This is a genomic window from Cryobacterium sp. PH31-O1 (assembly GCF_030063455.1).
Classification (GTDB): Bacteria; Actinomycetota; Actinomycetes; order Actinomycetales; family Microbacteriaceae; genus Cryobacterium.
This window is the reverse complement of the sequence record NZ_JASITB010000004.1, coordinates 311,204-326,348: the sequence shown is the minus strand read 5'-3', so window position 1 is coordinate 326,348 and position 15,145 is coordinate 311,204. Positions and strand designations below refer to the sequence as shown.

The following is a 15,145-nucleotide window of genomic DNA, read 5'->3' as shown; positions in this document are numbered from 1 at the left end:
GGAGGTCATGCGCGGCAATAACTCCACCCCTGTTGCTCCTATCGCGAAGTACACCGCCGAGAAAGCGATCGTCGACGTGGCGGTGGCCGCGGCAAAATCTGCGACCAACCGTGAGTGGAGGTCAATCCAGGTGTCGGCACCCCACAGCGTCAGAGGCTATTCGATTGGGAATCCAAGTTCCTTGAGGGTAAGGGTGGGGGTGCTCTGCCGGCGTTCCTCGTGCACGGCGAGCAGCATGCGAATTGCCCAGTCTTGCGTCACCGTGAGCGCGCGGAGTTTTGCGAGCATTTCTGCCGTGGGTTCGTAGGTCTCAGGGTCATCCTGCATATCCTGGGCCAAGAAGGTCCCCACGTCCAAGGGCGCAGAAATGCACCCCTGATGCAAAGCGAGCAGTCCGAAGGCTTCGTCCTCGCTGAATTGTGGCCCAGCGGACAGTTCCGCGGTGACGATATTGTCGAAGGCGCCCAGTAATGATGTCGTCGGGTCAGAACCGAACTGCTTCATGTCCCGGGAGAACCAGCGTTCGAGGCTCCTCCTGCGACCTTCAGCGAATGGTGAATTCTGGCTTAAGGGAATCGTGGTCATGGTGGGCCTTTCGGTTCGGGGCTGTGCCCGTATTTTTGTGTAGCGAATAACATCAACAGGTTGGTGACGTTGATTACTCCATGCGCGGCACATTCTTGCTTTCCGCGAAAGTCGATCGGAACCGGAATAAATGGTGGTCGAGTGCCACCATCGCCTCGCACGTCCGGACTGCGACGGCTTTGTGCAGTGAAGTGCGGTAACCCGATACGATCGGTTTAGATCCGGTGAAACTGGCAATGAGGGGGTGCGATGTCGGAACGGTGGCTCTCGGTTGAAGACATTGCGGAACACCTCGGTGTGAGCAGAGACACTGTCTATGCCTGGATCGCCGCGAAGGACATGCCAGCTCATCGCGTCGGGCGTCTATGGAAGTTTCAATGCAGCGAAGTCGATGGCTGGGTGCGTTCCGGTGGGGCAACGGATGGCGCTGCGCCAATTGGTGGGATCAAGTGACGAAGTACCGACTCTGTTTCACTATCAGTGCGCTCTTCGTCAGGGAATCGGCGAGTGGCGCGGAACAACGCCACGGTCCGCAAATGTAGTGGGGGTGAGGTCGCGTGCACATCATTGATAACGTAAACGAGCTGCTGGGTGACGACCTCAAGTCGGAGATTGTGCCCGGCTCGAAGGTTCGCATAGCCGCGTCGACCTTTTCAATCTTCGCCTTCGAGGCTTTGAAGAAAGAATTGAACGGGATCGAAGAACTTCAGTTCATCTTCACGTCCCCTTCGTTTGTCACGGCGAAGGCGACGGATCGGGTGTCCAAGGAGCGGCGCGAGTTTTTCATCCCTCACGCCCGCAATGGTGAGTCGACTCTGTACGGGTCGGAATTTGAGATTCGCCTGCGCAACAAGATGACCCAGCGGGCGATCGCGAGGGAGTGCGCAGAGTGGGTGCGTCGCAAAGTGCGTTTTAAGTCGAATACGACTGGCGCCCCGATGCAACAGTTCGCAACCGTTGACGACAAGGCGACGTACCAGCCGATCCAGGGGTTCACTGCCGCTGATCTGGGTTATGAACGCGGTAATTCGGTCTCAAACTTCGTGACGAAGATTGATGAAGCCCCGATGACATCGCAATACGTGCAGCTTTTCGATCAGCTATGGCACGACTCTGATCAACTCGACGACGTGACCGAGGCGGTCCATGACCACATCGCGTCGGTGTATGCAGAGAACTCCCCGTCCCGGATTTACTTCCTGATTCTGTACAACCTGTTCGCAGAGTTTCTTGAAGACCTCAGCGAGGATGTCCTCCCAAACGATTTGACCGGCTACCAAGACAGCGCGATCTGGAAGAGCCTTTACAACTTCCAACGCGACGCCGCAACGGGAATCATCAACAAACTTGAAACCTACAACGGATGCATCCTCGCCGACAGCGTCGGACTCGGGAAGACTTTCACTGCGCTTGCGGTCATTAAGTACTACGAACTGCGCAACAAATCGGTCCTCGTCCTTGCCCCCAAGAAGCTCGCCGAGAACTGGACCAACTACAACGCCAACCTGACGACGAACATCTTCGCGTCCGACCGCCTCAACTACGACGTTCTCGCGCACACTGACCTGTCTCGGACAAGGGGAGAATCGTTAGGTATCCCGCTCGACCGGGTGAATTGGGGCAATTACGACCTTGTCGTGATCGACGAAAGTCACAACTTCCGGAACGCCGACTTCACGACTGAGAAGGAGACCCGCTACCAACGGTTGATGCGGCAGGTCATTCAGCAGGGTGTGAAGACCAAGGTGCTCATGCTTTCGGCCACCCCGGTCAACAACCAGTTCACTGACCTGCGCAATCAGCTGGCGCTGGCCTACGAGGGCGACTCTCAGCAGCTCTCGGCCAAGCTCGACATTTCCACAAGCATCGAAGAGGTCTTCCGTCAGGCGCAACGAGTGTTTAACGAGTGGGCCAAACTGCCCGTCGAAGACCGCACCGCTGAAACTATTTTGGCACGGTTAGATTTCGACTTCTTTGAACTGCTTGACGCAGTCACGATCGCCCGCTCCCGCAAGCACATCCAAGCGTTTTACGATACGACTGAGATCGGTGCGTTTCCCCACCGGCTGCCGCCGGAGTCAGTGCGTGCACCGCTGACTGACCTACCGGACGTGCCGACGTTTAATGAGATCTTCGAGCAGCTCTCGTCGCTCACATTAGCGATCTACGCCCCGCTGAGCTATGTGTTCCCGAGTCGGCGCGAGAAGTACGAGCGCTTATACGACCCGCAGGGCAATAGCGCCGTGGCCAACCTGGGGCACATCAATCGAGAACGTGGCCTCAAGCGTCTGATGACCACAAACCTACTCAAGCGCCTCGAAAGCTCGGTCGAAGCCTTTCGGCTCACCCTCGGTAGGTTGGCAACGGCGCATGACGGAACTCTCGACACAGTGGAGGGGCATGCGGCTTCGGTCGCGAACCTATCCGACGAGTTTGGCGATATTGAGGCCGACGACGATGACTTCGAAGTTCCAACAGGTGCGGTGGTGGGATCGAAGGTGCGCATCGAGCTGGCCGACATGGATGTGGAGTCATGGCAACGCGACCTGAATCATGACCAGGCAATTATCGCGGACCTGCTGGGCGAGATGAACGTGATCACACCGGAACACGACCTGAAACTTCTTGAACTCAAGCGACGCATCGTAGCCAAGGTGAGCTCTCCGATTAACTCAGGCAACCAAAAGGTTTTGGTGTTCTCCGCGTTCGCCGACACCGCCGACTACCTGTACCGCGAGATCGCTCCATTTCTCGCCAGCAGTGGCCTTGAAACAGGCATCGTCACCGGCAAGAACACCCCCCGCACGACCCTCGGCAAGGGCTTTAGCTTCCAGCAATTGCTGACGCTGTTTTCCCCGCGATCGAAGTCTCGTGACATCCTCATGCCCAAAGAGTCCCGAGACATCGACGTGCTCATCGGTACGGACTGCATCAGTGAGGGCCAGAACCTCCAGGACTGCGATTACCTGGTCAACTACGACATCCACTGGAACCCAGTGCGCATCATCCAGCGGTTCGGGCGTATCGACCGTATCGGCTCCACGAACGCTCAGATCCAGCTCGTAAACTTCTGGCCGGACATCTCGCTCGACGAGTACATCAACCTCAAGGAACGCGTTGAAAGCCGCATGGTGATCGCCGACCTCGCAGCAACCGCGGACGACAACATACTTACGCAGCAGTCCAGCGACACTGCCTTCCGGAGGGAGCAGCTCCGCAAGCTTCAGGACGAAGTCATCGAGTTAGAGGATGTGCGCACTGGAGTCTCCATCACCGACCTCGGCCTGAACGACTTCCGCATGGACCTACTCGGCTACGTCAAGGAGTACGGCGATCTAGCTGCGGCACCCAAGGGGTTACATGCTGTCGTGCCCGCTCGGCCAGAGGTGGGCTTGTACCCCGGGGCGCTCTTCGCGCTGCGAAACGTCAACGCCGACGAAACCATCAACCGTGGCAATCGCCTGCACCCGCACTATCTCATCTACCTCGACAACGAGGGCAATGTCATCGCCGACCACACAGAGGTCAAGCATCTGCTCGACCTGATCCGCATCGGATGCCGTGTGTACGATGATCCCGTCGCCAGCGTCTGTCGCATCTTCAATACCGCGACTCGTGGGGGCGCGGAGATGAGCCACTACTCCGACCTGCTCACCGCAGCGATCCGGTCAATGATCGACGTGACCGAGGAACTTGACCTCGATAGCCTGTTCACCGGAGTTCGAACTACTGCCCTGACGCAGGCCATCAGCGGACTCGATGATTTCGAATTGGTCGCCTTCCTAGCCGTTGTGGACCCGGCCAGTGGAGCCGTCGAATGATTGCGCCGCTCTATCGCTGGCCAGCGGCCGCAAAGTTTGGTCGTGTCGTCCCGAAGACCAAGTTCTACGAGAACGCAATGATCTCGTTTGCCGTGCGCGATAAGTTCGTCTCCGAAATTCAGCGAATTACCTGGGCATACAAACTCTCCGACGAAACGATCCATCTCCGCGGTGACGTACTAGTCCCCGAGATCCAGATCTTCGCGATCGACGCCAAAGACGATGATGTTAGTGATGCCGTCCTCGCCGCCATCGACAAGGCCATCCCGTTTCCGATCGTCTTCGAGATCAGCCGCGGTAGCGGCGATCAGATCAGAACGCGAATGACCGCCGCCTACAAGCAGATCGCCGGAATGCAGCGACTCGGCGTCTATTTCACGACGGACTGGCAGGGGGCGGAGGCGACACGAGCACCGCTGCCCCCTTCCCGCGATCTGTCCGGCCTTTACATCGGCCTGCTCACACCCATCCTGCCTATCGCATTGCGCCCGGGTGAGGACATGTCGGTGGCCGCTGGCAGGATAGAACAATGCCGCAAGCTTGAACGCGAAATAGCCGCCATGGACAAGAAACTCCGCGCTGAGCCCCAATTCAATCGCAAGGTAGAACTCCGACGACAGCTTCGCGATCGAACCGCTGCGCTCAGTGCGCTCACCGAACCTGCAACACCAAAGACCGAGGAATCCCCGTGGAGAAGTTGAAAATGCACTCGCCCGACCTGACCGAGCGGAACTTCGACAAGATCGCTGAACTCTTCCCCACGGTCATTACCGAAGGCGTCGACGACGAGGGCAATCTGGCGCGCGCTATCGACTTCGATCTCTTACGCCAAGAGCTGTCTAGTCACGTCATCGAAGGCCCGCAAGAGCGTTATCAGCTCGATTGGCCGGGAAAGCGGGAGGCTCTGTTTGCGGCGAACGCTCCAATTGCAAAGACCATGCGCCCTATGCGCGAGGATTCTGTCAACTTTGATTCGACGCGGAATCTCTTCATCGAGGGTGACAACCTCGATGCTCTCAAGCTGCTGCAGGAGTCGTACCTCGGCAAGGTCAAACTGATCTACATTGATCCGCCCTACAACACCGGAAAAGACTTCGTCTACGACGATGACTTCTCGGAGAGCACCGCGAAGTACCTTGCACGGTCCGGGCAAGCCGACGAAAGCGGCAATCGGCTGGTAGTGAATACCGAGTCGAACGGGCGATTCCACTCGGATTGGTTGAGCATGATCTATCCGCGCCTCAAGCTCGCGCGATCACTCATGACTGATGATGGCCTCATTTTTATTTCCCTAGATGATGGCGAGGTCGCAAACTTGCGACGGCTATGCGACGAAATCTTCGGCGAGCGACAGTTCGTCGCGCAGATTATCTGGAAGAAGCGAAACACCCCGCCAAACGATCGTGTAATGGGTGCACAGCATGACTACATGCTCGTCTATGCGCGCACCGACCTGTCAGGCCTTCGGCTGCGCCCTCGCTCAGATGATCAGATCGCGCGCTACAAGAACCCGGACAATCATCCCAAAGGACCATGGGTAGCTGGTGATCTCACGGCCAACGTGAAAGGCGGGCGCTACGTTGAATCTCTCAATTTTCCCATAGCCAATCCGCGGAACGGCATGATTCATCGGCCATCGAATGGTGGGAATTGGCGATTCAACGCCAAACGGATTGCGCACCTGATTGAAGAGGACTCGATCTACTTCGGGAAGGACGACCTCGGTGCGCCAAAGCTGAAGCGATTTCTCGCTGAGGTAAAGGACGGCGCTACGTGGACGACGCTTTGGGACTTTGCGCCCTTTAATTCGGCGGGCTCACGAGAGATGGCCGAACTTTTCGGGAACGGTACGATCTTCGAGTCACCAAAACCTGTCGGGCTCCTTCTCCATGTGCTCGAAGCGGCCACGAACCGTGATTCGGTCGTGCTCGACTTTTTCGCGGGATCGTCTTCAATGGCTGCTGCGGTGATGGAGGCAAACGCGCGCGATGGTGGAGTCCGGAAATTCATTATGGTCCAGCTGGCGGAGAAGGCCGCTCCCAGCACAGTAGCGGCTCAGTCGGGCTTCGCCAACATCGCCGAGTTGAGCCGTGAACGCATCCGCCGAGCTGGCCAGAAGCTGGTCGCCGCGGGCCCGGCCTCTGATATAGGGTTTCGCGCGCTCCGTGTGGATTCCTCGAACTTGACTGAAGTGAGGCGCACACCCGATACGCTTTTTCAGGACGATCTTTCTCTCTACAACGACAGTGTGAAACCTGACCGCACCTCCGAAGATTTACTTTTTCAAGTCCTGCTCGACTGGGGGTTGGATCTGACATTGCTTATCACCGTCGAGACGGTTGATGGATGCGATATTTTCGTGGTCGACGAAGGCGCGCTCATCGCGTGCTTTGCCGACAACATGAGCACGGTCGTTGTTCGCGAGATCGCGAGCCGAGCGCCGTTGCGTGCCGTATTCCGTGACTCGGGCTTCGCGACCGACGCGGACCGCATCAACGCCGAGCAGGTCTTCGCCGAGGTATCGCCTGCGACTGATGTCAAGGCAATCTAGCCTGATGAAACTTCAGTTCAAAATCCAGAAATACCAGACGGAGGCAGTTGGCTCAGTCGTCGACTGTTTCGCGGGGCAGCCACGCGACGACGGGGTAAGTTACCGGATTGACCCGGGGCGGCGCGTACTTCCGACTCTCACGGATGACTCGGGCTTTCGGAACGCTGCGGTCGAGGTGAGCTCCACGCAATTGTTGGAGAATGTCCACGCAGTCCAGCGCAGCCAGAATCTGCCGTTGTCGACGTCGCTCGTCCCGAGCAAAGCCGGGCCGATAAACCTCGACATCGAAATGGAAACAGGAACAGGCAAGACGTACGTCTATATCAAGACGATTATGGAGTTGAACCGGCGCTATGGCTGGTCGAAATTTATCATCGTGGTGCCAAGCGTCGCGATCCGCGAGGGCGTAAGGAAATCGTTTGAGATAACCGCTGAGCATTTTCAGGAGACCTACGGATCCAAGCCCCGGTCGTTCGTCTACAACTCGAGTCAACTGCACGAGCTGGAGAGGTTCAGTTCCGACGCTGGCGTGCAGGTGATGATCATCAACATCCAAGCGTTTAACGCAACAGGCAAGGACAACCGTCGGATTTACGATGAGCTGGACGATTTTCAGTCCCGGCGCCCCATCGACGTTATCAGCGCGAACCGGCCGATCGTCATCATTGACGAGCCGCAGAAGATCGGCGCGCCCAAGTCCTTGGAAGCATTGAGCCGGTTTGACGCTCTGATGGTGCTGCGATACTCAGCCACTCACAAGGTTGAGCACAACAAGGTTCACCGCCTCGACGCGCTGGATGCGTATAACCAAAAGCTAGTGAAAAAGATCTCGGTGCGTGGCATCTTCGTCAAGGGTCTGGCGGGCAGCACCGCGTACCTGTACCTCGAGGGAATCGAGATCGCCAAGGGCGCGAAGCCGCGTGCACGCGTTGAGCTGGAGGTGCAGACCAAGAACGGCATCAAGCGGCAGGTCAAACGACTTGACGTTGGTGCGAACCTGCACGATGTGTCTGGTGGCATCGAGGCATACAAGGGCCTGTATGTCAACGACATCGACGCCAATCGAGATCTGATCGAGCTGAGCAACGGCGATTTCGTGAGCGCGGGGCAGGCTACAGAGGACGTGACCGACGAGGCCAAGCGCCGGATCCAGATCCGAGAGGTCATCCGCGCCCACCTCGATAAGGAACGCGAGTTATTTGCCCAAGGAATCAAAGTGCTCTCGCTCTTCTTCATCGATGAGGTGGCCAAATACCGCGACTACGAGCGCGAGGACACTCTCGGCGATTACGCTCGCACCTTCGTCGAAGAATACAACGAGCTTGTCGGGGGCGAGCTGAGCCAGTTGTCGCTCGATGCGAACGCTGAGGCTTACCGTAGTCACCTTAAGTCCATCGCGGTCGAGGCCACCCATCAGGGCTACTTCTCGATCGACAAGAAGTCCAAGCGACTGGTCGATGGAGAGGTGAAGAAGGCCGGAGACGAGAAGGGCCAGTCGGTCGACACCGACGCCTATGATCTGATTCTGCGCGACAAGGAACGGCTGCTGTCGTTCGCTGAGCCGGTACGATTCATTTTCTCTCACTCGGCGCTACGTGAGGGGTGGGATAACCCGAATGTCTTTGTCATGGGCATGCTCAAGAAGAGCGATAACACCGTCTCCCGCCGCCAGGAGATTGGCCGAGGGCTCCGGCTGTCGGTGGATCAGCGCGGCGAGCGGATGGATAATCCTGCCACCGTGCACGACATCAACGAGCTGACCGTAGTTACTGACGAGTCCTACACCGATTTTGTAGCGGGTTTGCAGAAGGAGATCAGCGATTCTCTCGCCTCCAGACCTCGCAAAGCAAGCGTCAAGTACTTCCTCGGAAAGACGTATGTGACTGCGTCCGGCGAGAGTGTCATCGAGGAGGTGTTGGCGAACGTCCTATACAAGTACCTCGTGAAAAACGACTATCTCAATGATGACGACACCATTTCCGACGTATACAGGGCAGCGCGCGATGAGGGTACTCTGGCGGATCCGACCTCGGATGTGCTCAGGCCAGTGATTGATTTTATATGGCCACTTGTCGATTCGCTCTACCTGAACATCGACTTCGTGAGCAATGGGCGCAAGCCGAAGAAGATTCCCATAAACGAGGAAAACTTTGCGAGGAAGGAGTTCAAAGAACTCTGGAGTCGAATCAACCACAAGGCGATCTACCAAGTCGAGTTCGATGCCACCGAATTGATCAGTAAGTGCGTCACTGAACTGGACGTTCACCTCAACGTCACCGCGATGCAGTACGTCGTACAATCCGGCAAGCAACGCGCGACTATTGACGCCGATGATCTGTCCGATGGGAGTGGATTCACCGTCAATTCGACGAGAACCCATGGGGAAGCAGTCTCTTCGGCTTCTCAAATCAAGTACGACCTCCTCGGCGAGATCACGGAAAAGACGAAGCTCACCCGTCGCACGGCCGGAGTGATACTGAGCAAGATAAAGCCAACGACGTTCGCGAAGTACCGACAGAACCCGGAGCAATTCATCACCGAGGCCGCGCGTCTCATCAATGAGCAGAAGGCCACCGTCATCGTCGAGCACCTGACGTACGACACCCTCGCTGAGCGCCACGACACGGCGATCTTCACCGCGAACCAGACGAAGCAGGACTTCGCGAAGGCCGGAGAAAAGCTTAAAAAACACATCTACGACTACGTGATCACCGACTCCAAGATCGAGCGCGACTTTGTGACCGAGTTGGATACCAGCACAGAGGTCGTCGTTTATGCGAAGCTGCCGCGCGGGTTCTTCATCCCCACCCCGGTTGGCGACTACAACCCCGACTGGGCCATTGCGTTCCAGGAAGGCCAGGTCAAGCACGTGTACTTCATCGCCGAGACCAAGGGCTCCTTGTCGTCGATGCAACTCAAGGGAATCGAAGACGCAAAGATCGAATGCGCCCGCAAGTTCTTCGCCGCGATCAATCGCAAGCACGATGAGACCGTGACATACGAGGTCGTCACCGACTACAGCGAGCTCATGCAACTTGTTGGGGCGGTAGCATGATTGAAGGGTGGCGTTAGAGGCTTGGACGTATGAGCTCTTGTGCGTACCCGGTACGAGCTGCCGCAGGCATTTCGGAGAGCGGATTTAGTGCATTCTATTGCGCCTGCAATTTGTGGCTGCTGATCGCCATAGTGGACTTCCCTGGACCGGCGGTAAGCGCGTGATGAGTTCCGGGCGCCGAGTGTTGTAAAACCCTTCGATATTGCCGATGAAGTCGCTGCCGGAGATCAGCGGTAGGTTATGGTTAGACGTCGTCCGACGGGCTAGGCCTGGGTGTGCGGTTGGAAGTTCGACTCTTCCATGGGCCGCTGTAGTTGCTTGTCTTGTTTGCTGCTTCTCATTTCTCGCACCTATTGTTTCGAAAGTCAGAAACTCGACTCGAGGGAGAATTTACGGAACAGCTCAGAAGGGAGCATCCATGAAATTTGTTGTGGGCGCTATCGCACCTGCACTTACTAATGTCGGCTACAGCGTCTCAGGCACGGTGCTCTATGAGCTGGCCACCCAGACCTAGCCTTTCGGCGTGTCGGCTGGGCCGGCCGAGTACTTTGGCGGCCGCGGATGAAATCGCTGAATGGAAATTCTATGACTGAGCTTGTAATCGACAGGCTTCCGCGCGGGGAGATAGCTGTTCGACAGCTCGTCGATGCAGTCGTGGAACGTGGCGACACGGTCGAGCGTCACTATCTTGAAGTGAAAAGTGCTGTTGATCTAAGAACCAAGATCGGCCAGGCGAAGCTAGTCAAGTTCATCCTCGGGGCCGCCAACCGTCGGCCCGAGGTCGCTGCGCAGGCGTTTGAAGGCCACGCCATAATGATTCTCGGGGTCAGCGTCCATGGTGCGGATGGAAACCCTCCCATCGAGATGATGGAACTTTCCCGCAACCTCGAGCCGTACCTGTCGTCGGACGGGCCGAAGTGGGACGTTCAGCGGCTGCCCGTCGACGACGGGAATGAAGTGCTGCTCGTCATCGTCGACCCGCCTACTGACGGCCTTTCGATGTTCGTCTGTAAGAAAAACGGTGAGGGCCTCGTCGACGGGGGAATCTACTTCCGTGCCGACGGCGAAACCCGGCAGGCGAAATCGGAAGAGATCGCGATGTTGCTGGCCAGGGCCACAGCGTCAACGCCGGAGACCGAAGTTCGCGTGGAATCACTAGGATCAGCAACCTTCGTAACGTGCAATCGGAGCCTTAGCGTCGATCCATGGATCGAGGCTGTCACGGTCAAGAGGTGGAAGTCGTACGAACTTCATGTCCGGGCGGAGAGCCCGGCTTCGTTCACGAACTTCGCAGAGATCGCGGCCCTGACCATTCCACGCATGTCTGCGCTCATCGGTGAGAAACCGGAACCGCGTACGAGAGAAGCCTATGAGAGCCAGATCGACGCATGGGGCGATGAAGTACGTGCGAGCTGGCCATCCGCTTTCGACGAGACGGTCTCAGCACGACTCGGCGACGTGAGGTTTACGATCGTGAACGAGAGCGACACTTATCTGACGGATGTGGAGTTGAGAATCCACCTCGAGGGCGACGTCGACGCTCTCGACTGGGTCGACCCACAACGAAAGAACATCCGGTCCGAGCTACCTGTTCCGCCTCGGGAATGGGGACCGCTCCCATCCGCTTCTGCCGCGGAAATGCTTCGCTACCAGCATGTGCAGTACGCCGCCTCGAGTCCCTACGTTCCGTCGTTGCCTAGCGCTACGCAGTTCAGGAACTCGGGGTCCGTCGACATCGAGATGAGTGTTGGAGACCTACGGCCGAGGCAGGCGTGGACTTCTGACGAAGACCATATGGTCCTAGTGCTTCGAACCGCCGGTTTGGCTGAAGTCCAAGGCACGTGGGCGATGACTGCACGCGACCATCACCGCGTGTACCGCGGAACGCTCACGGTGTCTGTCGCATCGCCCGTCGACCTCACCGCCCAGGTTAGGCGTGAACTTGATCTTTAGGCCAGTCCGCCCCTGACGATCAGCAATTGTCGGCGAAACTCGCGGACCGGCGTCAGGCTTTCTACCGTGCGGCGTGACCTTGCCGATGTCGTGAAGAACAGCCAAAGTCGGTTCACCTCCCTTGAAGCGTACAACAGCACATTCGCCGCAATACCCGAAACGATTCGCGCCATCTGCGCTTCTAATTCCCCGGTGGACCGAATCACCGTCCGCAGTCGCAGCGGTGACCTTTTCGACGCCGTAGGAACGGGAGGGCGGGCTATTTTGGGGCGTCTTAGCCGCTGTCGGAATGGAATCGGTGGCCGTCGGACGTGGAAGCCCGGAACTGGATTGAGTCGGCCGACCAGAAGATTGACCGTTTGCAGCATCTCTTTGCTGATGACCCTGATGTAATGTCTCTTGCCAACCAGTTGACTCTCGATCGTCGATACGTTGCATAGGCTCGGGCCGGGCGGCGGAGCGGTAATCCCATCCAGCTCGTCTAGACCAAGTTGCGGAGGCGAAGGGGAGGTCTGGCCGGCCCCACGCCCGGGGCGCCAGGCGTGTAGGGCAATCCCGAACTGTTGATCGCATCAATTCTGGTGGGGTGGTCGCTGGCGCCGATGTGTCCGAGCGCAGTCTTCCACAGAGGTGCGGGCTCGTGATCCCGACGTAGCCAGTAGGGTACCGATCCAAGCAGCGATGCGTTCTCGGCGAGGGCCTGCGGCTGGAAACTGCCCCGCGAGGTGAACGGGACGTCGAAGGTGTCAAGCAACGAGACCGGCTCCCACAAGCCTTTGGCTGGACCAGTTGGCCGTTCGCAATCCAGTGTCCGGACTCCCGGCGCCGCCGCACCGCGTACCGGAAACCAATCTTGCCAATCGGCAAGGAACATCCGCTCGGCCACCCGATTGGCGCTGGTGCCGGGGGAGGATCTGACCGCTGCAGTTATGGCTTTGCGCACGGTGGCGAGGATGGAATTAGTCCCGTCTCGGTCTTGGACATCTTGACGGTTGACGTGGCGAGTAGCGCTTGATGGTAGCGCCAGTCCACGCACTTGGTGTGTTATCTCGTGACATCGTGGACACCAAATCTCATCACTTCGTGGACGCTGGGTCTCATTGCTTTGTGTGTCCTGTCTCAGAGCATCGTGGACACACGATCTCATGACATCGGGGACACCATGTCTCACAGCATCGGTGGTTGCGACCGGTGCCGCGCATGTAGATCGAGACCGCCCTGGGCACTCCGGTGCGGCAACAACAGCTTTGAGGAGCTTTCCGTGCCGATGTCCCCGACCTTAAGCAGAAACCCGTCCGATTACCGCCAGCCGCAACGCAACACAGTCCGCAGCTCCAAGCACGGCGACGCAAACCGCTACCGGTATGGATGCCGTTGCATTCCCTGCATGTCGGCCCGCACAATCGAATCGCGAATGGAACGGAGGGCATATAGCGACCAGCGGGTGGCGGAGTTCGCAGTGACCATCCTCGCTAGACTCTCCGCCGGCGCGACGATGGCCCAAGCCTGTGATGGCACGCTTGCAACCCCTGGGAGGCTCTATGGCCGTGCTCGATGGGATTCAGATTGGCGCTCATCTCTCGACGCCGCCCTCACTGCTGGTCGCCCTGCCTGGGTGACCCATGGAACGGCAGCCGCATACAAGCGCGGTTGCAGGTGTCCGGAATGCAGGACGGCTCACCACCCAGGGTCGCACAAGTAGTGGGCTCGGCCAAGACGCGAACCACGAGTTGATTGGGGTGTGCGGGAACGGCCCGGTCGGGGGCGCATGTAGCAGTCGGAGGAGCGACGGGACCATTTTTTGAAACCTGAGGAGTTCCGCGCATGTAGTTCACGGGGCAACAGCTCCACGCTTTCCGCCAGTGATAATGAGGCGGGGCACCGATTCTCAGAAGCCGCTCATGACCGGGGAGTGGGCGGCGGCGGTCGACCACCGGCATCAGCGCCGTGCAGCCGACCAGCTGGCGTAATTTAAGTAAACCGACGCACAGCTTGAGCGTGCCAGGGTGCTGCACTGCGACGTCCGATTCGCGGTGCGGTATCCCGGCGTGCGCTCACAGACCCGGGTCCACCACCTGGCTGGGCGAATCCAGCCGACCAGCAGTCGTCAGCATTCCCAATTTTCGCAGGCTCACCAGGACGTCGGCCTCCGACCGACCTGCGACCACTAAGACGTTTCCTCCGATCAATGCCCGTCGAGCTGCTGACCCGCGTGCTGCGTTCAACGGGGCAACGATGATCAGTGGGACGACTCCGGACCATGGTGCACCGAGATCACCGCGCCATGACTTGTTCGCATGGAGGCGATCCACCTCGTAAGGCGAGGCCGTCTCTTCCTTCCAAACCTGATCCTCGGTCGCCTGCTGCATGAGCCCTTCCTGGGCGACGGTGGCGCAGGAGACGATGTAGTTGTGCCGGGCTTCGGCCTTAGCCGCCGGGTGTGCGGTGGCCGGATAGTTTGGTATGAGACTGGTGATCAGCGTCTCGACGCTCTGAGAGCACCAGATCTCGTTATTCGTCAGCATCCCGCAAACGACGAAGAGCGGTTCAGTTTTCAGCGGTTCAGCTTCCATGTCTTCCATGCCCAGATCATGCGCGGCAAGGTCCATGTTCCAGTAGTGGGCTGCCGCACCGGTCCGAGCCATCGCCCCAAACATTTCGGTCACCGAACTGCATTCGTGAGACGCCGCCGAGCAGCCAGCAGCTGTGGGCCACGGCCCAGGTTCTTTGTTGAAGGTTTCTGGGGCGTTTTAGTTGGTGGGGTGCTCGACGACATCACGTATCTGCAAATTACGGATCTCTGCCGCGCATGCATGTCTCGAAGCCGCTCGCCCGGGTGGCTCTGCTTCCTCTACCTCAGCTAAACGAACGGCGAGTCCCACGACAGGGGGAGCTCGCCGTTCGGCTCTTGAGGAGAGTGCCGCCATCTGACAGAAGAAACGAGAGCATGATGAGTAAATCCAAGAGAAACAAGAAGCGCGCGGGCCAGTGGCTGGTTATTTTCGTCACGCCGTCCGATGAGCGCTCTCACGGTCGACGGATAATGAACACGGGTTACACGCCTCATCCGACGAGGGCGGAGGCTCACGCATTCGTGCAGTCTGTTCTCGATTCTTACGAGGAACTTCGCCCGCTGAGCGATTTGTGGAGGCGCGGTGCAGATGGTGACACGGTGAGTTT

General features: G+C 58.2%; 9 protein-coding genes. 6 read left to right on the top strand and 3 right to left on the bottom strand.

The window, feature by feature from the left end:
- Positions 1 to 156 precede the first annotated feature (156 nt).
- A complete protein-coding gene (locus QMK31_RS10780; RefSeq protein WP_283500940.1) occupies positions 157 to 585 on the bottom strand; it encodes a hypothetical protein in 429 nt (142 codons plus the stop codon).
- 249 nt (positions 586 to 834) lie between these two features.
- Between QMK31_RS10780 and QMK31_RS10775 the strand changes: the two genes are divergently transcribed.
- The 6 genes from QMK31_RS10775 to QMK31_RS10750 all read left to right on the top strand — a co-directional run bounded on the left by QMK31_RS10775 (position 835) and on the right by QMK31_RS10750 (position 11,965).
- On the top strand, positions 835 to 1,038 hold the full coding sequence (locus QMK31_RS10775; protein WP_104136694.1) for a helix-turn-helix domain-containing protein: 204 nt from the start codon (positions 835 to 837) through the stop codon (positions 1,036 to 1,038).
- Positions 1,039 to 1,199: 161 nt separating this feature from the next.
- The gene (locus QMK31_RS10770) at positions 1,200 to 4,406 is read left to right on the top strand and encodes a helicase-related protein (protein ID WP_283500939.1); all 3,207 of its coding nucleotides are present in this window, start codon (positions 1,200 to 1,202) and stop codon (positions 4,404 to 4,406) included.
- Positions 4,403 to 5,107, top strand: coding sequence for a DUF4391 domain-containing protein (locus QMK31_RS10765; protein WP_283500938.1), 705 nt, complete (start codon positions 4,403 to 4,405; stop codon positions 5,105 to 5,107). Before QMK31_RS10770 ends, QMK31_RS10765 begins: the two co-directional genes overlap by 4 nt.
- Complete coding sequence (locus tag QMK31_RS10760) at positions 5,095 to 6,957, top strand: site-specific DNA-methyltransferase (protein ID WP_283500937.1); 1,863 nt, start codon at positions 5,095 to 5,097, stop codon at positions 6,955 to 6,957. Before QMK31_RS10765 ends, QMK31_RS10760 begins: the two co-directional genes overlap by 13 nt.
- Before the next feature lie 4 nt (positions 6,958 to 6,961).
- A complete protein-coding gene (locus tag QMK31_RS10755; RefSeq protein WP_283500936.1) occupies positions 6,962 to 10,012 on the top strand; it encodes a type III restriction-modification system endonuclease in 3,051 nt (1,016 codons plus the stop codon).
- Between the two features lie 585 nt (positions 10,013 to 10,597).
- On the top strand, positions 10,598 to 11,965 hold the full coding sequence (locus tag QMK31_RS10750) for a hypothetical protein (protein WP_283500935.1): 1,368 nt from the start codon (positions 10,598 to 10,600) through the stop codon (positions 11,963 to 11,965).
- On the opposite strand, the gene QMK31_RS10745 is transcribed toward QMK31_RS10750, so the two are convergent.
- Positions 11,962 to 12,138: a hypothetical protein gene (locus QMK31_RS10745; RefSeq protein WP_283500934.1), complete on the bottom strand. Its 177-nt coding sequence runs from the start codon at positions 12,136 to 12,138 to the stop codon at positions 11,962 to 11,964. The two genes, QMK31_RS10750 and QMK31_RS10745, sit on opposite strands and share 4 nt — an antisense overlap.
- Positions 12,139 to 14,019: 1,881 nt before the next feature.
- Positions 14,020 to 14,631, bottom strand: a complete 612-nt coding sequence (locus QMK31_RS10740; RefSeq protein ID WP_283500933.1) for a hypothetical protein — start codon at positions 14,629 to 14,631, stop codon at positions 14,020 to 14,022.
- Positions 14,632 to 15,145: the final 514 nt, after the last annotated feature.